At 63.8% G+C, this 25616-nt stretch carries 16 protein-coding genes; 3 read left to right on the forward strand and 13 right to left on the reverse strand.

All coding sequences use genetic code 11. The features are described from left to right. Positions 1–35 precede the first annotated feature (35 nt). Positions 36–368 carry a hypothetical protein gene (locus G3480_RS02720; RefSeq protein WP_164652131.1) on the forward strand — a complete coding sequence of 111 codons (333 nt, stop codon included), beginning with the start codon at positions 36–38 and terminating at the stop codon, positions 366–368. A gap of 36 nt (positions 369–404) precedes the next feature. Here G3480_RS02720 and G3480_RS02725 read toward each other — a convergent pair whose 3' ends face one another. From G3480_RS02725 to G3480_RS02745, 5 genes are all read right to left on the reverse strand, one after another. Then, the gene (locus G3480_RS02725) at positions 405–1559 is read right to left on the reverse strand and encodes a glycosyltransferase (RefSeq protein WP_164652132.1); all 1155 of its coding nucleotides are present in this window, start codon (positions 1557–1559) and stop codon (positions 405–407) included. A 235-nt stretch (positions 1560–1794) separates the two neighbouring features. After that, positions 1795–3600 (reverse strand): sialidase family protein, encoded by a 1806-nt coding sequence (locus G3480_RS02730; protein WP_164652133.1) that lies wholly within the window; start codon positions 3598–3600, stop codon positions 1795–1797. Between the two features lie 211 nt (positions 3601–3811). Further along, positions 3812–4777: a hypothetical protein gene (locus tag G3480_RS02735; protein WP_164652134.1), complete on the reverse strand. Its 966-nt coding sequence runs from the start codon at positions 4775–4777 to the stop codon at positions 3812–3814. Positions 4778–5207: 430 nt separating this feature from the next. Further along, a complete protein-coding gene (locus G3480_RS02740; RefSeq protein ID WP_164652135.1) occupies positions 5208–6161 on the reverse strand; it encodes a GNAT family N-acetyltransferase in 954 nt (317 codons plus the stop codon). 129 nt (positions 6162–6290) lie between these two features. Next, on the reverse strand, positions 6291–8900 hold the full coding sequence (locus G3480_RS02745; RefSeq protein ID WP_164652136.1) for a tetratricopeptide repeat protein: 2610 nt from the start codon (positions 8898–8900) through the stop codon (positions 6291–6293). Between the two features lie 67 nt (positions 8901–8967). Between G3480_RS02745 and G3480_RS02750 the strand changes: the two genes are divergently transcribed. Beyond that, a complete protein-coding gene (locus G3480_RS02750) occupies positions 8968–10641 on the forward strand; it encodes a PIG-L family deacetylase (protein WP_164652137.1) in 1674 nt (557 codons plus the stop codon). Positions 10642–10699: 58 nt separating this feature from the next. On the opposite strand, the gene G3480_RS02755 is transcribed toward G3480_RS02750, so the two are convergent. Next, on the reverse strand, positions 10700–11980 hold the full coding sequence (locus G3480_RS02755) for a BPSS1780 family membrane protein (protein ID WP_164652138.1): 1281 nt from the start codon (positions 11978–11980) through the stop codon (positions 10700–10702). A gap of 27 nt (positions 11981–12007) precedes the next feature. Continuing rightward, positions 12008–13999, reverse strand: a complete 1992-nt coding sequence (locus tag G3480_RS02760) for a tetratricopeptide repeat protein (protein ID WP_164652139.1) — start codon at positions 13997–13999, stop codon at positions 12008–12010. A 623-nt stretch (positions 14000–14622) separates the two neighbouring features. On the opposite strand from G3480_RS02760, the gene G3480_RS02765 reads away from it, so the two are divergent. Further along, positions 14623–19467 carry an nSTAND1 domain-containing NTPase gene (locus G3480_RS02765; RefSeq protein ID WP_164652140.1) on the forward strand — a complete coding sequence of 1615 codons (4845 nt, stop codon included), beginning with the start codon at positions 14623–14625 and terminating at the stop codon, positions 19465–19467. Positions 19468–19688: 221 nt separating this feature from the next. Here the strand turns inward: G3480_RS02765 and G3480_RS02770 are convergent, their stop codons facing one another. The 6 genes from G3480_RS02770 to G3480_RS02795 are packed head-to-tail and all read right to left on the reverse strand — an operon-like array spanning position 19689 to position 25589. Then, on the reverse strand, positions 19689–20297 hold the full coding sequence (locus G3480_RS02770) for an ABC-type transport auxiliary lipoprotein family protein (protein ID WP_240905540.1): 609 nt from the start codon (positions 20295–20297) through the stop codon (positions 19689–19691). A 56-nt stretch (positions 20298–20353) separates the two neighbouring features. Then, positions 20354–21463 (reverse strand): MlaD family protein, encoded by a 1110-nt coding sequence (locus G3480_RS02775; protein WP_240905541.1) that lies wholly within the window; start codon positions 21461–21463, stop codon positions 20354–20356. Positions 21464–21465: 2 nt separating this feature from the next. Further along, positions 21466–22230 (reverse strand): ATP-binding cassette domain-containing protein, encoded by a 765-nt coding sequence (locus G3480_RS02780; protein ID WP_164652142.1) that lies wholly within the window; start codon positions 22228–22230, stop codon positions 21466–21468. Positions 22231–22249: 19 nt separating this feature from the next. Continuing rightward, complete coding sequence (locus tag G3480_RS02785) at positions 22250–23068, reverse strand: MlaE family ABC transporter permease (RefSeq protein WP_164652143.1); 819 nt, start codon at positions 23066–23068, stop codon at positions 22250–22252. A 5-nt stretch (positions 23069–23073) separates the two neighbouring features. Further along, positions 23074–24822, reverse strand: coding sequence for a RyR domain-containing protein (locus tag G3480_RS02790; RefSeq protein ID WP_164652144.1), 1749 nt, complete (start codon positions 24820–24822; stop codon positions 23074–23076). Beyond that, the gene (locus G3480_RS02795; protein ID WP_164652145.1) at positions 24822–25589 is read right to left on the reverse strand and encodes a hypothetical protein; all 768 of its coding nucleotides are present in this window, start codon (positions 25587–25589) and stop codon (positions 24822–24824) included. The genes G3480_RS02790 and G3480_RS02795 overlap by 1 nt, the downstream gene beginning before the upstream one ends. Between the last annotated feature and the right edge of the window lie 27 nt (positions 25590–25616).

Genomic DNA, 25616 nt, shown 5'->3' on the forward strand with positions numbered 1-25616 from the left:
GCAGCGGTCGACCAAATCAGCCGAAGCTCTTGACCATGCTGCAAACCTTGGATCTTCCAGCTGAGCTGATCGTACTGGTCAGCGGAAAATGGGCGCACGGCCGCTTGGACGGTGACGATTCTGTTTGGGGAAGCCGCAAAGACGGTTACGCCATTGGCGCTGTCGCGACCTTTTCCCGCAACGAGTTGAAGATCGCCGCCCGCGAGGACCAAGACCGGAGCAGCGGTCGAGAGCTGGACGAGCCACAGAAATGCGAGCAGACAGAGCCCGGCGCCGAGCACCGCGACAAGAAGGCTCAATGGCAGGCGCCACCTTCCCAATATTCGACGAGCGAGCAGGGCCACGTGAATCTCCTTGGCCGAAGCTAAGACGCTGACCACATAAGCCAGATCGAGTCTGACTCGTTAAGCGTGCCCAGGGTGTAGCGAGGTGAAAACCGATTCATATGATCTAACCATACGCGAAATGGACAACTGCTCGGCGCGGTCTCGCCCAAGCATCGAGAGCCTCTGCAGCTTCGCCGGATCCGCCAGCAATGTCGCGATCGCGTCCGCGAGAGCGGACACATCGCCAGGCGGGGTCAAGACGCCAAAATGGTTCTGGCCAATGACTTCCCTAGGTCCATAGGGACAGTCCGTCGCAATCACCGGAGTCCCGCAAGCCATGGCTTCGAGCATCGTATAGCCAAACCCTTCGAACTGACAGGTGTGCACATAGAGTTGTGCGCGCCCGATGTACGGGTAGACGTTGTAGCGATGGCCCACGAACACGACACGCCCCGCCAACCCCCACTCCTCGACTTGCGACTCCATTGCATCCCGATCAGGACCTTCGCCGACCACGATCAAGGCCGCTGGCTGCCGCTCTTGCAGGAGTTTGAAGGCTCTCAATAGGACCCACAGGTCTTTCTCGGGGGCCAGCCTCGCTGCAACACATAGGCGCGGCAGACCCCGAGGAAGTCGCTCAAGCTCTGGCGCCAACTCTCGAGCTGCGGTCCGGACAGCATCGCTGTCGATCCCATTCGCAATCACGACAGTCCGTCTGCGCGAGCCAAAGAACCGACGAGACAGCTCCCGCGCGGTCCCCTCCGACGGCACAACCACACGATTCGCCAGCCGAGCCGTACCGCCGACCGCGAAGCGGAGGAATACATTGCGGCGCAGTCCAGACTCGTAGCGACGCATGTGCTCGAAGACCGGCCCACGGTAGCTCGCCACGGTCTTGGTCGATACGCTCGCGGCCCGAGCCCCCAAGACAGCAAGTGCCGCGGAGTAGTGCATCATGCCGAGGATTAGATCCGGCTGTGATTGATCTATTAGCCGCGCGCTTGCACGAACGTCTTCTAGGAGGTCGCTGGGAGTCGAATACCAGCCCCTTTTGATAGACGGGCCCGTATCGACGAAGGAATCCATGGGCGACGCGAGTAGGTCACGCAGCGCCGCAGGCGCAGCGACGGTGACGTGGTTGACGACATCCCGGTCCAGATGTCTCAGGAGATTCTGCGTCGTGCGCTCGGCACCGCCGAATACCGATGCCAGATGAAAGATCAAGAGACGCATTCTGGGGCCGCCAGATAACGGGTCATGCAGCAAGACCAGGAGACAGGAGACACGCCAAGGTTGCTGACGACCGGGCTCGCTGGAAAGCAAGGAAGGATGGCGCGCAGGGCCTGACGACCGAGATCCTCAGCAGACGTTGGTCGCTGGAGCCTGCAGGCCACCAATGCAGTCAGCACAAGATCGCCTAGTGCGGAGATGTCCGGGCCCCATTGGCAGCCCGGCCCGTACGATTGCGCTAGTAGACGGTAAAGACGATGTCTTTGGACTCGATACGAAACTCCTTGTACCAGTCACCATCGACCCACAGCCACACGCTGCTCACCGTTACCTCTTTCTCCGGCTTGCTGACGACCTCACCGGTTGTCGGAAGCTTGTACGAAGGGATGGATGCGCGCAGCTTCACCTGCAGCTCCGCCCTTGCGCCATTGATATCGATGCTATCTATCTTTGCGGATTCGTACTTGATCATTCCGGTCTTCGTCAGATAGTCCCGCATCGACATACGCGCCCTGAAAAACGGATCCTGAAGGGCATAGGCATCCTTGTAGTCGTCGTTCATGACGGCGGTCCAGAACGCTTGCGCACGCTTGCGCACCGCCTCGACTCGCTCAGCTTTGGTCGGTAGATCGGCGGGCTCTGGCTCGGTGTAATCGGCCAGTTCTGGCCACGAGAGGCCAACGCGCACGATCTGTCGAGTGCTCAGGGTGTCATTCTCGTAGCGACCGGCAAGCACTGCGAAGTGACTACCGTCCTTGTAGATGCCGTTCAGCTTGCCATCCATGCCAAAGTTCTTGCCGGGATCAACGGGCAACCGCACGTTACTAGCAGCCCAAGTCCGACCGTAATCCTTGGACAAGCTCGCGTAGAGTGATCCGCGAATATTGCGCCAATCTTCCCAAACCACCACAACTTGGCCGGGCTCGGAGCCAAAAGCGACCGAAGGATCCTTGGCGTGGAACGCCCGAAGGTCGACGCTGCCGTCAGTCGTCGCACCTGCATCGGCCGGGGCTGGCCGACGCAAAGGTTCCGGCTTGGACCAGGTTGTGCCATTGTCCTCGGAGCGGAGAAGGAAGACGTCGCGTTTCGATTTCACGCCATCCTTTCGCTCAAGGGCCGAGATCGCGAGGATGATGTGACCCGAGCCGTCCGCGGCACGCTGCAGGCTAGCGATGGACATAGCCTCAAGTCCTTCGAAGCCAAAACGAGTCCAGCTCTTCCCGGTGTCGTCCGAGTAAGCACCTTCCAGTCGATAGTCCGCTCGCTCCTCGCCAGATTGCCCAACCCAAAGGACAAACCACCGCGACCCGCTGCGAAACGACTCGAGCAATGGGGCGATGGTCGCTATTTCGGAGATGGTCACTGCCGGGCCAAAGCCCGCCTGATCCGCCTCACCACCGCCGGACGCAGGCCGGTAGCGCGCGACGATACGCTTAGGCGATGCGTCTCGCAGCCAGCTAAACACCATGACACCGCCAGTCTCATCCGTCACCATGGACGGATAGATGCCCGGCATGACGAGCTCCGTAGGCGAGAGGCTTTCGCTCGACCGATGCCACGTCCGATGGTAAAGATTGTAGGGTGAGCCGGTCGGCTCCCCCGTCTCCTCACCGTACCAGAGCAGGTGAAGAAGACCGGCTCCATCCGCTTCGGCCCGGATACGGGCGAGAGGCTCCGTACCCGCTCCGATTTCGAGAGGCGACATATCAGGAAGGGTCGAGTCAACAAGATAGAGCCCCTTCTTCGGCATCTTGTCGCGCCAAAGCAGATCGACACCACCTCCCATCGCCTCTAGCCCGAGGCCCGAGGGCGCCTGCCCCCTCTCCTCCGGCTGGAAGGACTGCTCGCGCCCATCCGGGTAGCGGAGCCTAAGCCGGCGATTCGCGTCGTAGTAGGCCAGCCAAAGTCGACCACCTTCGTCGACACGATAGTCCCATTGACTCTTAGCGCCCAGCGGATGCGCGGTTAAGGCTTCGACCGGCTCGGCGGCCTGGACGGCAAAGGCAATGGCCAAACTACCGACTAGGCACAACGGGCGTGCCATGTGCTTCGTACTCCAACCTAGAATGTTCACGCAGGTCCCCCGCAATAAAAAAGACGACCAAGCATCCTTGAAATCAGGTCTGGCCAAGACAGGAAGTGCAACAGAAGAGGCCGCCCGAAGGCGGCCTCGAATCGCATCATGACCGTCGAGTCAGCGAATCAGCACAAAGCCTTCTTCGCTAACTCTGAAGTGACGACCAAAGAGGTCGTTCTTACATAGGCGCGATCATCTCGGCATTGTTGTAGGTACCGCCAACGGGCTCACCGTTGAAGGTATCACCCATGTTGTACTCGAGCTTGATAACCACAGCGCCGGTTCCGCCAGCAGCAGCCGAACCTTCGTTATAAACCTGCGCCCAACCACCGGTCGGCTCCAGGGTATCGTAGGTGATCGGGCTGAGCAGATCTTCGACATCGACGCGACCAACGCAGACGACGTTGACCGGCAGCGCACCCGAGATCGGGTTCTCGTCGCGATCATAGACCTCTGTGGTTCCGGCGCTGCCCAGCCAGATGGTGGCTTCCAGGCTGCTAGTACCATTCGGTGCCATGTCGACGCCGACCGGAGTTACGAAGAATGCCGTCTCGAATTCGTCGAACGGCAGCAGGTTGACCTGAGCGCCGTACTCGGACGCGTAGCCGGAGTAGTTGTAATTAGTCGCATCGTTGGAATAGGCCTGGTAGCCCCACGCAGCGCCACTGCCGTACTCGAACACGAAGACTTCGCCGCTGAGGGTGTCTTCGCCGGTGCTGCTGTCGTTGTCGTCAACCAGGAGGTAGGCGCGAGCCGGCAGCTGAGTGGCGGCGAAAGCAAAGGTAGCGGTCCCCCAGTCGTTGTTGATGCCCGGGTCGTTAAACAGTACGCCCTGAGTCTCGGAGCCGAACTTGCCGCTGACGTCGAACGTCTGGATGTCATTCGGGCTGGTGGGACGACGCACGTCGAACTCGACGCAGGGAGCAGCCTTGTCTTCGGCGGCGGCCTTGCTCTTGTAGTAGAGACGGTAGTGCAGCTCGTTAGCAGCCTGTCCGGTATTCACGACGCTCACGACCGAGGCAACGGTTTCGCTCAGCGCGAGATACGGGAAGAAGACGCTGTCCGCCTGAGCGGTTTGGATGCCGACTGCCGAGGCGCCGATGGCCGCCGCAACCGCGGATGCGAGTGTGGATTTTGCAAACATTGCTGAATTTCTCCTGTGATTCACACGCTATAAGCTACTAGAGTTTTTGAACGTATTTCGGATTTTTGACCTCTACCCGAAATGGCGGTAGCAAAGCAAGGCCGCATCGCTACATCTGAAACGCATGCCACGCTAGCTCGCGGCTCGATCAGGAGTCTACACCACAAATTGTTGTTGTCAACCCACAAGGATCGATTAAAAGCGACGTCGCGCCACGCTCAGGCAGGCGACGAAGCCCGTAAAAACACTGACGAAACCCTGCAACTGCGGTTTCCTAGTCGGACCACCAAGTCAATTGTCGCAACAACGCAACAGTTGACATAAAAGTCGCCACACCGGATGCCGGTCTGCGGGAGCCCTGAACTCGTGCCCCACCCGGGATGGGAGGAGCGCGACGCGTGGGGACTCGCCGTCGAGCGGACGCGGGGGGTCAAAAGATATCAACATCGCCCATGGTGTAGTAGAGAGTACTTCTCGCATACGGCGTCTCGAATTCACTCTCCCAGCACATATGTGCGGCCACGACCGGGGTTTGCTTAAACTCGGCGTCGAAACACTCGCGCCACCCCAGAGGCAGCCAGACACGAGCATCCCCGCCGGCCGCTCCGTCGAGCACATGCCAGGCCACGGCTTGCAGCGCCTTGGTCAGCAGAGACTGCGGTAAGAGAATATCTATCAGCAGAAAACGCTCCCCATCGGACCGTGCGACGACCCATCCCACGAGCCGGCCGAAGCGATAGACTCCCAGAAGTTGATAGGTCCGAAGCGGACATGAAGCATACCGCCATTGGAGATATTGGCGATCACGCACCAGACTCAAGGGCAAATCGGCGTTTCTAGCGCGCCAAAAATTGTCGAGTCGGCCATCATCCCAACGCAACGGCGCGACGCGCCACAAGTGGAAACGCGACTTTCGAGGAACGACCTCCGATTCCATGGCAACTTCGATCTGCGCGTACACACCGGCCCGCTCACCCACCAGATATGGACCCCGCCCTGGATAGCCATAGCGAAACGACCCCGGTAGATCCGCCTCCGCGCGGGACAAAAGCTCTCGCAGCAAGCGCGTGAACAGATTGGCCCGCCCGATCCCACCGCGATGCGCGGGATGCACCATGACGTCGCAAACCTGAACAAAAGGGATGATTCGGCCGCGATGAACACCTGGCAGAGTGACTGCCCCGGCGTGCGCGACGATCTGCCCCAACGCGTCCCGCGCGACAAGCGATCGAGCCCCGTTAAACGCTCCCAACAAGGCCTTGCTGTCATGGAACTTCCACTGCCATGTCTCGCGCCTTCTGCGCTCGCCGAACACGGTCTCGAACAGATCGATCAGCTCGGGCACGTCATCGGCGGACGCTGTTTCGATACGATAATCGCGCATACTGCGTGTCGACCTCGAACTTGACGGGGCATTTTGGAAGCAGCCTACGTCCAGGACCCGCACATAAAAAGGCGCAATCGCTAAGAAGGGCGCCCAACTTGAGCACGCCGTGCTTGGGATGTTCTGTGATCAGTGAGTCCTCGCACAACCGCCTTTATTTGCTGCGGAACGCTCAGGGATGTCACTTCGCTCGGCTTGACAGGCAATCGGGTCAAGCATTGTCGGTGCCTCCCCAGCGATTTGCCTGCGCCACATCCGCTGGTACAGTCCCTCAATGTTCCTCGCGAAGCGAGCAATATCGAAGTAAGGGGCTTTCACGCGAGCGTCGACGAGCTTTTGCCTGATCGCAGTCAAGCGCGCCGGATCAGTCGCCAAATCGCGTGCGAGGATTTCATAGTCCGACAGATTCTGCACCGTCAACTCCGCCAAGCCCGACGCTTTGAGCAAGCTTGCCGCGACGCGTGACGCGAAGGTGCCACCCAGACAGGTCACCACGGGGACACCTGCCGATAGCGCGTCTGATGCCGTTGTGTGTGCATTAACCGGGAGCGTGTCCAGAAAGAGGTCTGCCAGACCAAGTCTCGCCAAGTGCTCTGCCTGCGGGAGCTTCGATGCGAAGATGAGTCGCTCCGGCGCAATCTCGCGTGCAGCCGCCTCCCGCCGCAAACCCTCGCTGACACCCTCCCGGCTCGCGTAGAGCCAGAGCACGGATTGAGGAATCGCTCGGAGGAGATTACACCAATGATCGAAGACGTCCGGCGTAATCTTGTAGGGCTCGTTGAAACAACAGAACACGAAGACATCGGCAGGAAGCCCTGCATCTTCGCGCGACGGCTGAGCGGCGATTGAGCGGTGAGGATCAACAGGCGCGTAGGTATCGGGCAGGTAGGCGACCGCCTCATCATAAAAGGTCGCCTGCTCGGGCGGAACGATCAACGGATCAGCAATCAGGTAGTCGATGAAGGGCACCCCCAGCCCGCCGGGAAACGCGAGCCACGATACCTGCAGTGGACAGGGACGCAACGCAAGGATCTCGAGGCGATTATTACTTGTATAGCCCTTCAGATCGACCAGCACATCGATCCCATCGTCGCGAATCCGCTGAGCGGCCCGCACATGATTCAGACTGGAAATATCCACGAAGTGCTCGATGGCTTCGCGCAACCGCGTTCGCATCGCGCTACCATCGTCAGGCCCAGTTGAATAGCCGAAAACTTCGAGCTTGTCGCGATCATGATGTTCGAAGAGTGCCGCTGTCAGATAGGCGGTCGCGTGCTGAAAGAAGTCGTTGGACAGGTACCCGACTTTCAGCCGTCTCGCGCTGGACGGCGGAGCCGAATCCCCGAGTTCAGTCGCTCGGGCGCTCCATCCTCGATACTTCTGACCGTAAACTCGCGCGACCGCCTGGAGATCGGCAGCGCTAAGCCCTCGGACCGCAAGCGCTGAAAAAGGAGAGATGATTGACGCATTACCCTCGCGGACCTGCTCGCAGAGCTTCACTTCGCGACCATCCAAGTCACGCCAATCGCAAAGATAACGCTGCGCTGTCACCAACTGGGCAAGCAGCTTGGGCGGAGGATCTCGCTCAACCCCAATCTCTCGCTCAAGAATCTCCTTCGCCTCGGCATAGTGCCCAATCTGCATCAAGAGTTCGACGACATGGGCTACAAGCTCCGAGCCGCGGCGAGCCAAGGCACGCGCCTCGCGGATAGCCACTGGCAGCAAGGGATCGCCCTTAGCCAAAGCCCCCGAGTGCACGGGCGCATCCTGATCCGCCTCGTATGCACTCTGAATCAGGTAGGCGGAAGCGGGCTTCAGCGTTGGAGCCAGCTTGACCGCACGCAGCGCACATTCGAACGCCTCCTTGGGACAGCCACGCATCCTGGCCGCGTCTGCCAGGTTGTTCCACGTCTCCGCACGCAGCGGGTCGAGGGCGAGAGAGCGCTCGAAAGCGTCGCGCGCTCCTGTCGAGTCCCCTTTGCGCGCCAAGGCAACGCCGAGATGGTCCCAAACCTCCGCGCGACCAGAGAGCAAGTCAGCCGCGCGGTGCAGCAATGCTGCAGCTTGCACGAAATCACCTCGCGAAAGCCAGCTCAAGCCCAGCAAGTGGTAAGCTTCCCCCCACTCGGGGTGCTGCTTCAGCTGTGGCTCTAGGACATCGACCAGCTCAGCGAACCGACCCGCTTGATAGCACTTGATGGCTTGCGCAAATTCCGCCTGCATCGAAGTTTGCGGCGGCGTTGCCACACTCCCCCCAGGAGACCGGTCTGGAAGCTCAGCAGCGGCATCCAGGGTGACTGGCGGCTCGAAAGGGTTTGCGCTGGCATCGCCGCCAGAGCTCAGCCGCTCCAAGGCCGGACGCCAACCTGCGGCGAGATCGCCGATGCGGCCGTTGTCCTGGAGTGACGCAACGAACCCGAGGGCCTCATCGACCCTTCCCAGCTCCACCAAATCGAACAGCAAGGCCGAGGCGAACGTCTCGGATGCAGGATCTTGCTCGTAGGCTCGCCTGAAATGCGGAATCGAGGCAGCCAAATAGCTAGATTCGAGCAGCGCGACACCCAGATTGAAGGATGCAATGACGCGATTCGACCGCGCCTTGAGGGCATTCGTGTAACCTGAGATCGCTTTCTCCAGGTCCCCCGAACGATGGGCGAGCAGCCCCTCCTGCAGCGGATCGCGAGCGACGCTCCCGCGCGTTTGCTCAGCGGAAGACCAAGAAACCGAATAGTTGATCAAAGCAACCACCTAAAAGCTAATGAGAATCCGCGAACACGAATTCGTTCCGTACACCGCCGAGAGATCCATGCCTGGCGTAAGCGCCCTCATCCTAGCGCCCCACCCCGACGACGAGGTGCTCGGCTGCGGGGGGGCGATTATGCGGCACGTCGCAGCAAACGACCCAATCCAGGTCGCCATCGTCACGGACGGCGCCTTCGGCAGTGCGCAGGACCGAGCGCATCAGACGCGGACCCGACAGCATGAGAGCCGTTGTGCCGCCAAGGTGCTGGGTTACGACAACCTCGAATTCTGGGAGCTGCCCGATCGCGGGCTGGCTTACGGCGAGCCGCTGATCCGCCGGATTCTCGCCGCCATCGAGGCACAGCGAGCGGAGCTTGTTTACGCACCCTCTTGGTGGGAGATGCATCCGGATCACTTCGTACTGGCGCTCGCAACGGCGGAAGCCATCCGTCGCTGCTCGCGGCCCTTACGGCTGATGATGTACGAGATCGGCGTTCCCCTGCACCCAAATCGCCTCCTCGACATCACGGATCTGGTCGAGCGTAAAGAGGCCGCCATCGCCTGCTTCGCGAGCCAGCTCGCGCAGCAGCGCTACGACGAGCACATCCTGGCGCTCAATGCCTACCGCACCTACACGCTGCCATCGAAGGTGCGCGCCGCAGAGGCCTATCGGATACTCGATCAGGACGAACTGCGTCGCGACCCGATCCGCGCGATCCGACCGGGAATCTACTACACCCAAAACGGATCGAGGGAAGCGGCCACGCCCCCCTTGGTCTCCATCATCGTCGCCGACAGCAAAGACGGTCATCCTACGGATACGCTGGATTCGATTGCAATCCAAACCTACTCGAACATCGAGATCTTGATGCCGCCAGGGGAGCCGCCAATCTGGGACAAGCGCTTTCCTGTCCGTCAACTGGGCACCCAGGACCAACCGACTCCAGCACAATGGCTCAACCAGGCCTTGGACGCAGCCAACGGCGACTTCATCGCCATCTTGACCGACGACAGTGTGCTCGAGCCGGACCATATCAGCGTCATGGTGGAGGCGCTCGCCGCCTCGGGATGCACGGGCTGCGGGTATTCGAGCGTGCATGAGGCTAGCGGCGCACCCACGGACAACCTTCCGCAGCCGAGCCCTGGCCAGCTGATCGAGCGATTCGAGCTTTGGGGCGGCGCCCAGGTTTCACTCTCGCGCTTTCTGATCGCCCGCAAGCTCATCGAGGGCCAATGCCGCTTCGACGAATCGCTCGACCATGGGTACGAGTGGGACTTTCTCGTACAGCTCTCACGTCGTACTGCATGCCTGCCCGTTGCGCATTCGAGCGTTCGTGTCAGGCGGCAGGCGCAAGCGACTGCTCAGTCGAATTCGCTCGATGCGCCTTTCGTAGATCCATCGCTCGATGCCGCCTTCGCCAAATGGCAAGCGACCTGGAGCCCCTCCGAGATGCGCGCCCTCGTCGCCTGGCAAGGCTCCCGTCGAATCGCGGCCGAGCAATCGGCGCAGCGCCAAGCCGTGGTCCTGGAGGAGCAAACCGCCGCACTTCGGAATGCCCAAAGTGATGCCGAGGCGCTGCGCCAACGGCTCGCCGAGGCGCATGCTCGACTGCAACAGTGCACGAGGGAGCTGGAGTCCGCGCACCAGGAAGTCCACGCCCTGCGTCAATCCACCTCCTGGCGTCTCACCGCGCCTCTGCGCCTCTTGATGACGCGCCTCAAGGGCGCGAAACCTTAGCGCGATCAACCCCGCCGAGTTCTGCACGACGACAGCGCCCGGAGCGCTTGCGAGCCAACTATCGATAGAAGATGTCGCGGTACGCCGTATAGAGGGCGATGGTCAGCAACGGCATCACGACGAGCAGGCCGAGCATCAAGGGCAGCATAGCCACGATGACCAGCACCAAGGCGACGAGGCCGTAGACCAGAAACGGCAGGATGTTCTTCAGACAGCCCATGAAGCTCAGCTTGAATGCCTGGAGCACGGGCACATCGTTCAGCGCGACAAGCGCAGGGGCGAAGAACATCGCCATGGCCAAGGGGATACCCAAGAGCAGCGCAAAGAGGACCGGCAGCAGGAAGCTCGGGGCTGTCGCCATGGACTCCAGGTCCGACGGATTCATGGTCGCACCAGGCGCCATCATCCCGGACGTGCCGATCATGACGGCAAAAAGCCCACCGATGATGATCACGATGAGAAACGCGAAGAGCAGGTAGACGACACCCACCAAGGCGAGCGGACCCGGCTTCTCAGAAATCCCAGCGAAGAGACGGCTGACAGAGAAGCCCTCACCCTGATGCTGGGCGTGCGCACCCATGATGAGGCCAGCGGTCAGCATCGGTCCCAAGATGGTCGTCGCCAAGCTGCCAACGAATGGCACGATGCTGAGTAGGATCACGATGAGGTAGAAGAGCAGCAGGGCACCGATCCAACCGCCGGGCGCATCCTTGAACAGTTCCCATGCCTCAGCGATCCAGCCCCAGCCACGCCCCGCCTCGACGGCTCTCGGCGGATAGAGCCTATCCTCGCCGCCGCTCTCCAGCAGAGGCGGAGTCAGATCGGCCCCAGGCGGTGCATAGGGATTCTGAGCGCCGCTCTCCGCCCCTTGAGACTGGCCGTGTGACTCCAAGTAGCGCTCCACCACGACACCGCAGGCCTGACAGACACCGGTTAGATCCGACACCTCGGCCGCACCGCATTTCGGACAGACCGACCAACTGCCATCGGACTTGGGGCTCGGCTTGGCGCTGCGCTCCGTGCGCTTCGCCAACCCCAGCGGCTTGGGCTTCTCCGTCGGTTCGGCATAAGGTCGCAATAGCGAAGCCTCCTGGGGGGCCACCGTATTCTGCGGCTCGATCGTAATCACCAGCCCGACAGCGGTCATTGCCGCCCGATAGCGCTCGGCGTCCTCGGCGCCAAGATTCTGCTTCAGCACCCGCCCGCCCCCCTTCAGAATGAGGTCGCGAGCGGTTTCTTCCTTCATGCGAAATTTCTTCGCGAGGCGCGGTACGACCTCGGAAAGCTCCTGCCCAGGCAGCAGATTGCCCGAGTAGATAATTCGATACTGTGCTTCCACGTTAAGTCTCCTGTGGTCGGTGGAGCATCATCTGACCGTACAGCGCTTCAGCCAAGCCAAAATGCCTGGCTCGGCAGCCCAAACGTCCAGCATGGCCTCCCGATACAGCCAGGCCTGGTCGTCTCCACCAGGGGCCACGCCCAGAGGGCTCAGACGCGGCTGTTTGATGCGCTTGCGCGTCAAGTATTGAGGAATCCGAGGTAAGCGTCGAATCGCCGTCTTCAGCGCGCTGCGCGCGCGGTCCTGACGACCCAGCCGATAGAGCGCCAGCACCTCGCCGTAGGCGAGATCGGCCAGCAGATCGTCCGGGAAACGTTGCGCCAAGGCCACGGCGCGCTCGTCCTCGCCATCGCGCAGATAGTGGTTCATGAGTTCGGCTCGCGCCCCATGATTATCCTGCGGATTGAGGCGCAGCAACGTCTCGAGCGTCCCGATGGCGTCAGCGTGCTGCCCTTCTTGAGATTGCGAGAGGTAGCGTCGGAACAGTAGCCGCAGTGCCGGCCGATTGACCTTACAGGACCATGGCAGGAAACGCGGGTCATCGGCGGGTAGCGCGGCCTGCAGGATCTCCCAGGCGCGATCCAGCAGCGGCCGAAGCAAGGCGTGGGAAATCCACGGCAAGGAGCTTTCCGGATGCTCGTAGAGCGCCGTGGCCAGATCATCGAGCACATCCAGGCTATCCGCCAACTCCGGATGACCGAGCAGGTAGTCCACCCAGGTCGAGTCCTCCCACATATCGGCCCCGACTTGCAGTGTTAACTGCGTCGATACAGGCTTTCCGACCGGATAGAGGGCTCGCCAAAAAGACTCGGATTGGCGCGACCTTGCCGGCGGTCGCAGCGCCACGGCAAGGCCCCGCGGCATCATGGAGCCGACCGAGGGTCGATCGGCCGGGTTCGTCTTGGGGACACCGCGGACATTAGCCGCCGCGCCAGCATCGTCAATGTCGAAGAGATCGGGCTGCTCGACCCGCGCGGACGCCTTGGATGCCGCCTTGATCGCAGCCAGTGCGTAGTGTGGCAACGGCCTCGCCGCGATCACCGCCATCCAATCCGTGAAATCCACGAGCGCCGGATCCAGAACGTCCGCATGGCTGCTCACCATGGCGTCCTGGGGGTCGAGCACGGCCCGCTCGAGGAAGTCCATGAAGCCCTCGTCGCGGTAGCCCAAACGACGCAGCTTATGGAGCCAAAAGCGCGCCCGCTCGCGCGCCAGCCAATCCTTGTGCTGCGCCGCCAGCAGGGTGATCTCCAGAAGGGCCGTGCTGGGATTGTCCGGATTACTGCGCAATGCGGCCGTGAAGGCGCTCTCGGCCTCGGCATAATCCCCTTCATCGATATGGATGGTGCTGCGACGCTGCCAAGCCGCCGCCTGCAAATCGCGGCTGCCCTCGTTGCAGACGCGGTCGAGAAAGACGCGCTTCTTGCGCCAATGGTCGAGTCTGTCGTAGGCATCGCAGAGGATGTCGAGCGCTGGCTCGAAGCGGGCGTTCAGCTCATCGAGCGGACCCGCGAAGAGCGGCTCCAGGAGCGCGACCACGCGCCCCGGCCGGTCATCATCCAGCCAGCGATCGGCGATCTTGGCAAGCAAGGGCCCTGGCACCGCATCCAGCGCCAGCGCTTCGCGCAGTGCGCCCTCCGGCAGCTCGTCGAGGAGAATCTCCCAGATCAGCTCGCTGGAGAGTTCCGGCATATCATCGACATTGCCGCAGCAGCTCGCGTAGCTAAGGCCCGAACCACAGGAGCAGGGTGCCTCGGGGGCCGGGGCATCCATGGGAACGGGCTGGAAGGCATTGGCTGGCTGAGGCGTTGCGTTCCAGATCACGGTCGCGAGCAGCGTCGCAAGCCGCTGGACCTCAAGCAGATCGAGATGGGCATCCATCAGCCCGAGGGTCTCGGGGATGCTTGTCCGCGCCCAGTCCAGGAAGGCGTCTTGATCAGGTCGCGTCAGGATCTTTCTGACCGCCGCTACGATGACCTGCTCGAAATGCTCGGCATCGGCCGTCTCTTGGTGGAACATTTCAGGTTCCTCCATTGGTGGGAAGCTGCCGATGAGGACGGCCACCTCCGCGAATCAGGGTCGCCATTCTTCCATTGCCACGCGGTTCGAAAGCATCGCTGAGACTGTGATACGCCCGCTCGTGTCGCCTCACCATGACCAAGTGAGCGCCCATCCACCACCGCGCCGACAGAGGCCATGCATGGCCCGACATGCTTAGGCCCTTGGAGCCTTTGAAAACAGAGCGACGCGAACACCCAGCGAGCCAATCGCGAGCCGGCCGAATACCGAAATCGCATCCACTTCGCGTCTCCCTAGAGGCACTTATCACCTCTGATACAACCAAATTGCATTGTACCCTGCGATTCCGGCTTTGTGTCGGCAGGGGATGCGATCGCCTTCGCGAAACCCAGCCAGGCGCGGCGTCCGCTCCGCTGCCGGGTGCTGGACAGGAGCAAGCCTTCAAGCTAAGAGAGCGCCCATCAATTATTTCCCGCTGCGAGCGATGCCGCCCGAAATCCCCCCTAGCCCCCCTTTGCGAAAGGGGGGAAGTTGTTGATGGACACTTTCTAAAGGCATCTCCCAAACAAAGCCCACAACAAGCATCACCGGCAGACAGCACAAGCCATGACAGAGCCCAAGACATGACAGAGCCTAATGTTCGGATCTTCATCTCCTCCCCGTCGGATGTCGAGCACGAGCGCGCCCTCCTCAAGGACGTCATCCACACCCTGGCCCAAGAGTATCTGCCCTACTTCAATTTGCAGGCCGTGCTCTGGGAAGAAGAGGCACTGACCGCGGTACGAAGCTTCCAAGCGGGGCTGCTGCGCCCTTCCGAATGCGAGATCGTCATCGTCATGCTCTGGACTCGACTCGGCACCCCGCTGGCCGATGATCCCTACGGCGGCATGACCGGGACGGAGTGGGAGTTCGTCGATGCGATCGAGGCCTCGGCGCGCGACGGCTCCCCAGAAGTGCTGGTCTATCAGAAGACCTCCCCGCGCTTTGTCGACATCAACAACCCGGAAGCCATTCGCGGTGCCGTCTCGGATCGCGAGCGGCTCGAAGGCTTCTTCCGCGCGCATTTCTTCAATCCGGACGGCAGCTTCCGGCGCGCCTTCCGCCAGTTCGATAGCGACGCGGCCTTTCGCGATCTGGTCGAGACCCAGCTGCGCAAGCTCCTCAACCGCCGCATCAGTGCGGAGCGCCGTTTCGCGGCCGGGACCAGCGATTGGCGCGGCAGCCCCTTCCGGGCGGGGCGGCCCTTCGACATCAGCGACGAGCGTATCTTCACCGGGCGCGAGACCGAGACGCGCGACCTGATCGCCAAGCTCGACGCCATGCGAAACCAGCGACAAGGCCCGCTCCTGATCACCGGGCCCAGCGGCGCGGGCAAGTCCTCCTTGGTGCGTGCCGGACTGCTGCCCCATCTCGTGCGCCCCTTCCTCTTCTCCGGCCTCTCGAGCTGCCGTTGGTGCCTCGTCGATCTGCAGACAGCCGTGGACCCCATCGTCGCCCTGACGCACGCGCTGGAAGCCCCCAAGGCCCTGGGTGTCGCGCTGTCCAAGCTGGGACTGGACGCCGAGCAGCTCGCGCGTCTCCTGGCGACCGAGCCGGAGGTTGGAGCGGCGCAGATCCGCGCCGCGCTGGACCAGGCGGAGCGCGAGCACAGCGGCGTCCTCACGGGAACAGACAGCGGACCTCAGCTCGCGATCATCCTGGATCCACTCGACCCCCTCCTCAGCGCCGAGGGACAAGCCGCCGGCGCGGCGGAGGCGCTGTTCAGGGCAATGTCCGCGCTCGCCCGGCAGGACGGCATCTGGGTCATCGCCACCGTGCGGAGTGATCTGCTACCACGGATGCAAGTGATGTCTCAAGCCTTGGATGCGCTGGATACCCAGGGCTTCTACCGACTCGAACCGCCCGCGCCCAGCCGGATCCGGCAGATCTTGGAGATCCCAGCCCGCGTCGCCGGTATCGAATACGAAGAGCGAGGGAGCACGACCAAGACCGGATTGGCCGATGCCCTGGAGGCGGATGCCAGCGTCACGCCCCATTGGCTCCCGCTCTTGGAGCAGACACTGACCGATCTCTATGAAAGCGCGCTGGCGAGCACGAAGGAAGGCGAGCAGACACCGCTCTTGAAGCTGCAAGATTATCGACGCCTGGGCGGGCTCCGCGGATCCGTTGTGCGCACTGCGGATAGGCTGTGGGAGACATTGACCGCGGACGGCCGCGCCGCGCTGCCCAGGCTCTGCCGCGCCCTCATTGGTGTCGACGGCGCGGGCGGGCCGCATCCCCGGCCCCGCGCGGCGGACCTCGCAACCCTGCTCCGAGATCCCGGCTGCAGCGAGCTGCTGGCGCTGCTCATCGACGCCCGTCTCGTCGTCGCGGAGGCGCGCGAGGACACCGCGAGATCAAGGCCCTGCCCGACGCCAGAACTTGGCTTGCTCGGCTACTTTCGGGACGCCCTTGTCCAGACCCGGGACGAATGGTGGGCGCGCCTCCGGCTGAAGGACAAGACCGAAGGACTCGACGCCCTCTTGGACGCCCCGCCGTCGACTGACCGAAACGGCGAGACAGATCGCCCGCATAGCACCCAGCGGGGCGACTACCAGCCCACCGCTCAGCTGTCCCATCCGGCCTTGATCGAGCAGTGGCAGCCCATCCAAGCCTGGCTCAAGGACCCCGAGAATCGACGCAGGCTCGCGCTGCGCAGCCAGATCTCACGCCAGGCCCAGCTCTGGAAACGCACGGACTGCAACCGTGAGTATCTGCTCGGTGAGGTCGGCTTCGCGGCAGCCCAAGGTTTCGCCGAGTCTTTCGCCGATGAACTCGAGCCACTGGAGCGAGAGTTTCTCGACCACTCCAAGTCCTTCATCCACTTCGAGCGCCGACGCAACCGCTTGACCATCGGATCGACCCTCAGCCTGCTGCTCCTCTTCGCAAGCGTGGCGACCTATGCACTCTGGGACGCGCGCCACGAGGCCAAGCTCAACGTCCAGCGCAGCCAGCTGCATGAGGCCGATATCGCCATCGATCGAGGTAACACGCCGCGGGCCATGGGTCTCGCCTGGGACGCTGGCCCCTATCTTCCAGAAGCGGCCGTCGACCGCATCGCAAACGCCATCGCGGGCAATCGGCTCCTCGCCATGGCCCAACCAGCGGGCGGCGCGCAGGCCAAGCCGATTGCGCCCGCCTTCCGTGACGACGGCGAGGCCCTGGTCACCTTCTCACGCGAGCACGGCGCCCAGCGCTGGCGTCTGACGGCCGGACGTTACCGACCCGAGGATGATCTCTCCGGGCCTGAGCTGCCGATCCACAGCCTGCGCATCGCGGGTCAAGGCAATGGGGCCAAGACGCTGGGCCTGGGCATCTCTGGTATCTGGCAGCTCCCGGCCAAGGCCGACCAGCCGCCTACCTGGCCCTGCGGCGTGCCAGAAAGCTTCGATGCAGCAATGGATACCGAGGGGCGTTACCTGCTGATCTCCTATGAAACCGAAGCCAAACAGGATGCGCTCTGTCTCCTGGATCTGACCAAACCGGGCGACACCAAGTGGCGCAAGGTCTTTCCCGAAGACGCGATCTGGAACCTCGCCATGAGTCCGGACGGCAAGCGTATCCTGGTCGCCTCCAGGGCGGGGCGCGTGCTGGTGCTCGACGCTGCCGATGGCGAGCAGCTGAGCACCCTGCCGACGGATGGCCGTTTCGACCGACCGGTAAGACGCGCGGTCTTCAGCCAGGATGGCCAGCGCATCGCCGTGGCCACCCTTGATGAGCAGATTCGCGTCTTCGACCGACAAGGCGTCCAGCTCAGCGTCCTGGGACGCATCAAACGCGGCGACCGCAGCGTCCGGATCCACGAATCCTCGGTCCGTGCGCTCGCCTTCAGCCCGGACGGCAGCGCCATCGTCGCTGGCGACGGAACCGGACAACTGGTGCGCTGGGATCTCGCCGATGGCGATGCGGAGATCCTCGGCGAGCACGATCTCGCGATCGATGACCTCAGCATCAGCCCGCGCATCGACCCGCATCTCGGCGAGCACTTGGTGCTGAGCGTCTCTCAGGACAAGACCGCGCGGCTTTGGCAGCTGGAGACGGGCAAGCCGGTTGCCGTCCTGAGCCACGACACCGCCATCTCCAAGGCAGGTTTCACCCGTGACGGCCAGCGCATCATCACGGCCTCGGGCCGAGACGGCTCGGCACGACTTTGGTCGATCACACCAGAGAATGGACTCGCGTTTCGACTCCCTCAGGATGACCACGTCAGATCCGTCGCCATCGCCGATCGCGGCTCGAACGCGGACGACGGCGCCAGGCTCATGGTGGCGACCGCGTCCTATGACGGCCGCATCGACCTCTGGGGCTATGCGCGCGGGACCGCAGCACCCGTCAAGGAGCGCACCCTGGACGGTCATCAAGACCGGGTGCGGCACCTCGCCTTCTCGCCGTCCCATCGGTGGCTCGCCAGCGCCAGCTCGGACGGCACAGCAAGGCTCTGGGAGCTGGCGACCGGTGAAAGCTGTCGGCTCCAAGTGTCATCGGACCCCAAGGCATGCGCCGACACTGGCGCGAACACAGGGGCCGGCGACTGCCCGGATGTCTACCAGGTCGCCTTCTCGCCGGACGAGCGCTGGCTCGTCACCGCCTCCAGCGACGCCAAGCAGCCGGTCCGGCTCTGGGATGCCGAGCAGTGCGCCAGCAGGGCGCTGCCGGAGGCCTTCGCCGGCCTCCATGGCGCGGCCCGAGCCCTGGCCCTGACACCGACCGCCGCGGGCGGGGTGCTGATGGCGATCGGCGATGCGGATGGTGGACTCCATGTCAGCAGACTGGCCGACAATGGGCGCTGGTCGAGCCTGTGCAGTCTGGACGTCCATCGGTCCTCCATCTATGCCCTGAGCCTCTCGACGGATGGACGCTGGCTTGCCGCCGCGGGCCGTGACGGACGCGCCTCATTGATCCCGCTGGAGGACGAGCGTTGCGGCAAGCCGCGCTACGTGAACCCGAACGCTGGACGTCTCTATGACGTGCAGTTCTCTCCGGACGCCAAGGCGTTCGTGACCGCTGCCTTCGAAGCCAAGGCTCACCTCTGGTCCATCGAAGGAGAGCTGCTAGCAGAACTCAGCGGGCATGAGAATCGCGTCACCTCGGCCAGTTTCAGCCCGGACGGACAGTGGATCATGACCGCCTCGCGCGACGGCACCCTCGCCATCTGGAAGCGCCCACGGCGTGCGCGAAAGCTGCCGCTGGAGCCCTATCTCATGATGGATGCTGATCTCGGGGGCATCACCAGCGCGACCTTCGGCCCCAGCGGCAACACCATCGTCGCCGGCTACTGGAACAACGCAGCCCTCCTGTGGCGGCTTTGGAGCGAAGCACCGAGCACGGATGCAAAGCTCATCGATCACTGGGGCCGAGAACGCAGCCGACTCGCCCTAATCGAAGAAGCCGCCAAATATCGAGACCAACTGCGGACCGGGGGCCAGTGACCAGTGACCAGTGACCAGTGACCAGTAAGAAAGCGCTCATCAATTGTTTCCCGATGCGAGCGATGCCGCCCGAAATCCCCCCTGGCCCCCCTTTGCGAAAGGGGGGAAGTTGTTGATGGTCACTTTCTAAGCTCTGATAACTGACAACTGACAACTGACAACTGACAACTGACAACCGACAACTGACAACTGACCACCGACCACCGACCACCGACCACCAATCAAGATCCCGTGCGCGGCCCCAGCTTGGCGCCCAAACTGATCAGGTCGCGCGTAACCTCTGCGGCGAGACGTCCGGCAAGCCGATTGAAGGCCTCCGCCATGGCGTCCGGCGTATCGGCGGAGACCGGCTCGTCGCCGCTGTACTGCCGCGTCCAGAGCGAGCGGCGGTCGTCGGTCCTGACCAACGACAGGCTGAGCTTCGCCGAGACCCGCGGCGGGGCGTCCGTTGGACGATGCTCGAAGCGCTCGACCTCGCCGCCGAGCAGCAGATCCGGCTTGGCGGGGTCGGCCGGGATCAACACATGCCGAAAGACCCCAGCATCACGAATGGCGCTAACCAGCACGGCCGCAAAGGCCCGAGGGACAGGCTCCTCCCAAAGATAGGTTTCGTAGCGCTCGACGACGAGCGGCTGATCATTGAAGCGGTAGAGGATCTGCCGCCCGCCCAAGAAGCCCCGTGCCGCAAGGTCGTTGACCTGCAGGATCGCCGCAACGCGCTGGCCTGCCACTGGCGCCTGGACATCTGGCGCGAGCGAATAGTAGCGATCACGCGGCAGCGGCGGTGCAGTCCCGCAGGCGCCGACCAAGGCGACGACTAGGACGGTCATCAGTGCTCGAAGCACTGGCGGCTCAGGGCCTGTTCTCGGTTGCAAAGTGCCTCCGCTCATCGAAACCAGGGGGTCCGTTCCTCGACCTCACGATCCTTCAGAAGCGACTTGGGATCCTTGCGCAGCTCGCGCGTCACGGCCGACAAGTCGCGAGTCGCATCCTCGATGTTGGTCAAGATCGGCGTTAGGGCCGCCGAGAGTTCTTGCAGCAGATACTGTGCGTCGTCCAGCGACTCCTGCAGCGCGGGCCTGTTTTCCTTGACCAATCCCCGCACGTCCGCCGCCAGATCGCCATAGTTGGTCACCGCATTCTGGATATCGCCCGTGCTGCCGCGCAGCTCCGAGGTCATCACCACCAGGTTATCCGACATCGTCTTCACCGAGGACAGAATGTCGGCGACCGCATTGGGATCGACCGCATCACGGAGCCGCTGCGATAGGATTTGCAGATTCTCGAAGGCACCGGCAAGCCGCTCGCGGTTCTCGCCCTGCTCATCGCCCGAGCCAAGCAGGAACTCGATGGTCCGGATCTGGGCGTGGAGGCTTTGCACCGCGGGGGCGATGGACTCATCGACCAGCGTCCGAACGGAATCTGAGAGCCCACCGAGACGGGAGACGATGTCCGGCTCTTGGCACTGAACCGGCAGGATCTGGCCGTCGCCGAGGAGTCGCGGCGATCTGCCCGGCAGGATCTTGATGGCGTCGCCCTTGAGCAGACCTTCGGAGCCGATCTGAGCGACACTGTCCTCCGGAATCGGCCAGTCACGCTGGATCCGCAGTGTCGCCCGGAAACAGGGCCGTCTCGGGGGATCGAAACCGAACTCCTCATCCCAGATCCCGCAGGGATCGCTGGCGCCACCCTCCACGCGGAAGAGCGGCTGCACGCCCTCGACCAAGCCGACCACATAGCCGGCCTGGAGGATCTGCATCCCGACCTCCAATCCCTGCGCGTCCTCGAAATAGGCGTTGAGCCGATAGGCCCTGCCAAAGAGACTCGGCATCAGAAAGGCCAGGGTCACCAGGACCACAGCCGCCATCGCCAGCACGAAACCGCCCGCCAACAGCAGGTCGCGCCGCTGCGCCCGCACGCGCCGCTTGCCTGGCGCGCCGATCTCCGGGGGCGAATAGAGCCGATCCAGCCGCTTGCCCGAAAAGCCGTCCTTCATGCTCAGATGGTCCCCGCCAGCGCCGCGCGCAGCGCGAGATTGGTGTCGCGCGCGTCTTCCAGCTCATCGGCGGTCCCAGTGAAGAGCAGCCGCCCGCGCGCCAGCACGGCGATGCGGTGCGGCTCATCACCCAGGATGTCCGGCCGGTTGTCGGTCGCGACCAGCGTCAGACCGCGATTGCGGCTCAGATTGCTCAGCACGCCCAGGGTCTCGCGCATGGCGGGGAGATCCAGCCCCTCGGAAAAACCGTCCCATACCAGGATCTTCGGCTCGCGAATCAGCGCGCGCGCCAGCTCCACCAAGCGCCTTTGCCCCAGCGAGAGTGCCCGTGGCACCTGATTCTCGAGTCCGTCCAGATTCAGCAATGTCATCACCAATCGGGCTGCGCGCGCCATGGCACTGCGGCTGAGCGGCTCATCACGCAGCGGCAGCAGAAGATTGTCGAGCACGGTCGCGCTCTCCAAGAGGGAACCGCCCTGCAAGACCCCGCCGACATCGGCGCGCAGCCGCTTGAGGGCGTCACCCTCGAGTCCGTCCAGCGCGCGACCGAGAAGTTGGATTCTACCCGCTGACGGGCGATCCAGCCCCAGCAGGAGACGCGCCAGCAGGGTCTTTCCCGCGCCATTGGGGCCAGTAACCAGCAGCCACTCGCCGCGCGGCACCGACAGCGCGATGTCGCTCAGCGCCATCTGACCCTTGACGTGCTGATAGACGCCACTCAGCTCAAGCACCGGCTCGTCGGCGATGGCGCCTGGAGTCGCTTGCATCACCGCCTATTCCCGCCGACTACCGCAAGAACAGCACGATGAGGAGATCCGCGATCAAGATGGCCGCAACCGCACCGATCATCGTCCGGGTCGCGGCCTGACTGATACCCTCCGGATCGCGACCGGCCGCGGTCCCATTCACGGTCGCGATGAGCGCGACCAACAAGGAGAAGAGCAAGGGCTTGAGCAAGGCCTCGATGAGATCTCCGGGCGCCAGCGCACGCCCAAAGGCGCCCAGCAAACTCGCCGGGGAGAGACCCGCCATTCCCCAGAGCCAGAGCCCAGCGGTGGCGAGCGTCACCAGGCTGCCCCAAACCGTGAAGGCGAAGCTCATGAGCAGCATGGCCAGGAGCACCGGCCCCAGGGTGAAGCGGATGGGATCGATGCCATTGATCAGCAGGCCATCGATCTCACCGCTGACCGCAAGGCTCGCCTGACGGACCGCGAGCGCCACACCGGCCCGTCCGGCGACCAAGATACCGACCAAGATGGGCACCAACTCCATGACCACCGCGTAGGCGCCGGAGGCCAAGACCAGTCCGGGCAGATCCAGCCGCGCCAAGATGCTCTGCGACTGATGCCCCAGGATCAAACCGACCACCAGGGTGACCAGGGTGATGGCCGGGAGGATGGAGAGCCCAGCCTGTCGCAGCGACGCGGCAAAGGCGGGCAGGTCGAGACGCGCCTTGCCGAGGAGGATAAGGCCGTAGAGCCCGAGACAGCGCACCAGGGCCAGCCCGCCCAGCCCGATCCGCTCGATCCAGCCAGTCGCCCCGGAGAAGAGGGGCGCAGTCCTCGCATCCGAGGGAATGGGGCGACTGCTGCGCGCTCTCGACATGGCGCTCAGTACTCGAAGGTCCAGGTCGGCGCGGCGCTCCGCGCCGAGATGGAGATCCGCTTGGACGGACCTGAGAGCGGCTGCTCACTGCCCAATTGCAGGACGATCTCGCCCCGCTCGCCGATCCATCGCTGCAGCTGCTCCGAGCCGTCCAGCATGACCCTACGGGAGGCCAGGGCTGCCAGGTCGAGCACATCCGTCCGTGCGGCCTCATCCGCTTGTCGATCGAGCAGCTTGGGGATGGGGCCAGTCAGCAGCCAGATGAGTTCGGCCTCGGCGCGCTCCAGCGCCTGCCGAACCATCAGCCGCACATCCGCATGCTCCAGGGTCGCCGCGAAGACCAGTGCGCGGTCCGGATACCGCAGACGCAGGCGCTCGAGCACCCTCGGCATCGCGCCCCTGGCCTGGTGATCGAGCTGTGTGCCCGGGGCCGGATCGGGCAGCGCGACGATCAGCGTGCGCACGACGCCGAGCCCCGAGCGCGCAAGCAGGGTCGGGACGCCGCGCACCGCGAACCTGTCCAGATCCTTCATCGCCGTGGAGAGCGCCGCATAGGGGATGAGCTGCGGGTGGTGCTTGCGGACATTGTCGCGCTCCGGCGCGAAGCTCCAGCCGTTCAGATAACGATCGGCGGCCCAGCGCTCATGCTCGATGACCGCCAGCCGCTCGATCTCGAGCGGGCTGAAGCTGAAAGACTCGACCATCTCTTCTGGCAGGGCCCGGCAGTCGGTCACGGCCAGCTTGGCCCGCAGGTGATCGGCCTGATGGCGATTGGCCTGACGGTAGGAGCTGGCGAGCTGTTCCCATGGCTTGCCGGCGGGTTCGCTGCCGGGATCGCGCCCCTGGGCCGCGATGGTGTCGCAGTAATGCTCATGGATGGTGCGGGCGACGGCATCGCCGGCACCCTCGAGCAAGACCTCGGGACGGCAGACCTCGCCGAGATAGGAAACCGGGATCAGCTGGCCGTCCCAGTCCGCAAGTCGCCCAGTCGGCCCGGCCTCGCCAATCTCGACCAGGATCGGCGGAGACGCCTGCTGTGTCCGCTCGATGGCCCGGGCGAGGGTCTGCGCGGTCGACAAGGCATGCGCGGCCGGCGCGCCAAGACTCACGAACGCCAGGGTCACCTTGGGCCTATCCTTCAGGTCCAGCGCATCCAGGGACGCGAACTCAAGGTCCGCAATGGCTCGGGCTTGGGGATACTCGGCCGTGAAGGCAGCCGCGTCTTGTTCCGGGCTCGCGCTGAGCACCGTCACCCGCGGGCGCCCCTCGCCATAGTGGATCAACCTCAGGGCCTGCAGCAGATAGGCTCTAGCCGGCGGGGCCAAACCGGCGATCAGGAGGTGCGGCACCTGGCCGAAGATCGGGTCCATGGCGAGGTGCAACGGCCAGCGGGTCAAGAGGGCGCGCGCTGCACGGCCCTCGACACCCAAGGTCTCGACGATGAGACCAGAGTCGGCAGCGGGAACCGGAAGTTCGGGCGGCGGATCGGCGCGGTGCATGACGAGCAGGCGCGTCCGAGCGCGACGCGCCCGGCCAGGCGGGCGCGCGTAGCGCCGCATCAGCTCGGCAACCAAGCGGCTTGGCTCAGCCGGCTCGGCCAGGACCAGGATCCCGTTTCGCATCGGCTTCAGCGTCAGGATCGCGTCCTCGCCGAGCAGGCGCACGCCCATTCCGGCTGCACCCAGGCTATCGGCCACCTCCTTGGCCAAGGGCTCGGCGCCACACACCACGACCTTGCGCCGCCCGAACCACATCAGGCACCCGCCTCCCGCTCAAGCTCGTCGCGCAGCAGGCAGGGCAAGGTCTCCGCGGCATCGTCCAAATCGACGATCCGCAGCAAGCTGTGATCGGCATCGGCCAGCTCGGGGCCAGGCGGTCCGATCTCCCCGCGCACCCAGGCGGCCAACAGATCCGAGGTCCCGCCCGAACCGCCCAAGACGACGCAGGGCCGAGCCGCGGCCAGCGAGCAGGCAACGTCCAGACGCGTGATGTCACCACCGGCGGCGACCAGGGTCAGCGAGCCTCGCCGCAGCGCAAGCGCCTGGGCGACGGCCTGGATCCAGGGCGACTCATCGCCCCACCGCTCGCCGGGCACCAAGAGAAAATGGCTGTGATTGGGATCGAGAGTGGCACCGCCCTGCGCGGCAAGTGCGTGCGCGCCGAGGACGCACGCGCAACGCGCCTGCTGTGGCCGACTGTCCGGCGCGACCGTGCCGATCGCAGCGACGCCAATAAGCGGAAAGCGCGCACGGCAGCTGAGCCTTGCCTGCCCCATCGCCGCCATGACGCCAAAGGCGGTCCCGCCGTCGACGACCAGGGCACCCATGTCATCCAGCACAGGCGCCACGCACTCGAGCACCGCAAGCAGACGCGATGCGACCCGAGGCGCGATGTTCGACGCCCCGCCAACCATCACCAGCACGGGATGTCCAGGCGCGAGAGCGATTTCCGACAGGGCCTCATGCAGCACTTCGGACAGGGCGATCCGAGCCGGACCTTGCTCGGCGGCGATCACAGCCATGCCTTCAGCAAGCCTCCCTTGGGCCAG

Source organism: Thiorhodococcus mannitoliphagus (assembly GCF_010915725.1).
GTDB lineage: Bacteria > Pseudomonadota > Gammaproteobacteria > Chromatiales > Chromatiaceae > Thiorhodococcus > Thiorhodococcus mannitoliphagus.

What these genes read in the sequence shown, in the direction of transcription:
- G3480_RS02720 (WP_164652131.1), top strand. Translation starts at nt 36, where the DNA reads ATGCTGCAAACCTTGGATCTTCCAGCTGAGCTGATCGTACTGGTCAGC.
- G3480_RS02725 (WP_164652132.1), bottom strand. Translation starts at nt 1,559, where the DNA reads ATGCGTCTCTTGATCTTTCATCTGGCATCGGTATTCGGCGGTGCCGAG.
- G3480_RS02730 (WP_164652133.1), bottom strand. Translation starts at nt 3,600, where the DNA reads ATGGCACGCCCGTTGTGCCTAGTCGGTAGTTTGGCCATTGCCTTTGCC.
- G3480_RS02735 (WP_164652134.1), bottom strand. Translation starts at nt 4,777, where the DNA reads ATGTTTGCAAAATCCACACTCGCATCCGCGGTTGCGGCGGCCATCGGC.
- G3480_RS02740 (WP_164652135.1), bottom strand. Translation starts at nt 6,161, where the DNA reads ATGCGCGATTATCGTATCGAAACAGCGTCCGCCGATGACGTGCCCGAG.
- G3480_RS02750 (WP_164652137.1), top strand. Translation starts at nt 8,968, where the DNA reads ATGCCTGGCGTAAGCGCCCTCATCCTAGCGCCCCACCCCGACGACGAG.
- G3480_RS02760 (WP_164652139.1), bottom strand. Translation starts at nt 13,999, where the DNA reads ATGTTCCACCAAGAGACGGCCGATGCCGAGCATTTCGAGCAGGTCATC.
- G3480_RS02765 (WP_164652140.1), top strand. Translation starts at nt 14,623, where the DNA reads ATGACAGAGCCTAATGTTCGGATCTTCATCTCCTCCCCGTCGGATGTC.
- G3480_RS02770 (WP_240905540.1), bottom strand. Translation starts at nt 20,297, where the DNA reads ATGACCGTCCTAGTCGTCGCCTTGGTCGGCGCCTGCGGGACTGCACCG.
- G3480_RS02775 (WP_240905541.1), bottom strand. Translation starts at nt 21,463, where the DNA reads ATGAAGGACGGCTTTTCGGGCAAGCGGCTGGATCGGCTCTATTCGCCC.
- G3480_RS02780 (WP_164652142.1), bottom strand. Translation starts at nt 22,230, where the DNA reads ATGCAAGCGACTCCAGGCGCCATCGCCGACGAGCCGGTGCTTGAGCTG.
- G3480_RS02785 (WP_164652143.1), bottom strand. Translation starts at nt 23,068, where the DNA reads ATGTCGAGAGCGCGCAGCAGTCGCCCCATTCCCTCGGATGCGAGGACT.
- G3480_RS02790 (WP_164652144.1), bottom strand. Translation starts at nt 24,822, where the DNA reads ATGTGGTTCGGGCGGCGCAAGGTCGTGGTGTGTGGCGCCGAGCCCTTG.
- G3480_RS02795 (WP_164652145.1), bottom strand. Translation starts at nt 25,589, where the DNA reads ATGGCTGTGATCGCCGCCGAGCAAGGTCCGGCTCGGATCGCCCTGTCC.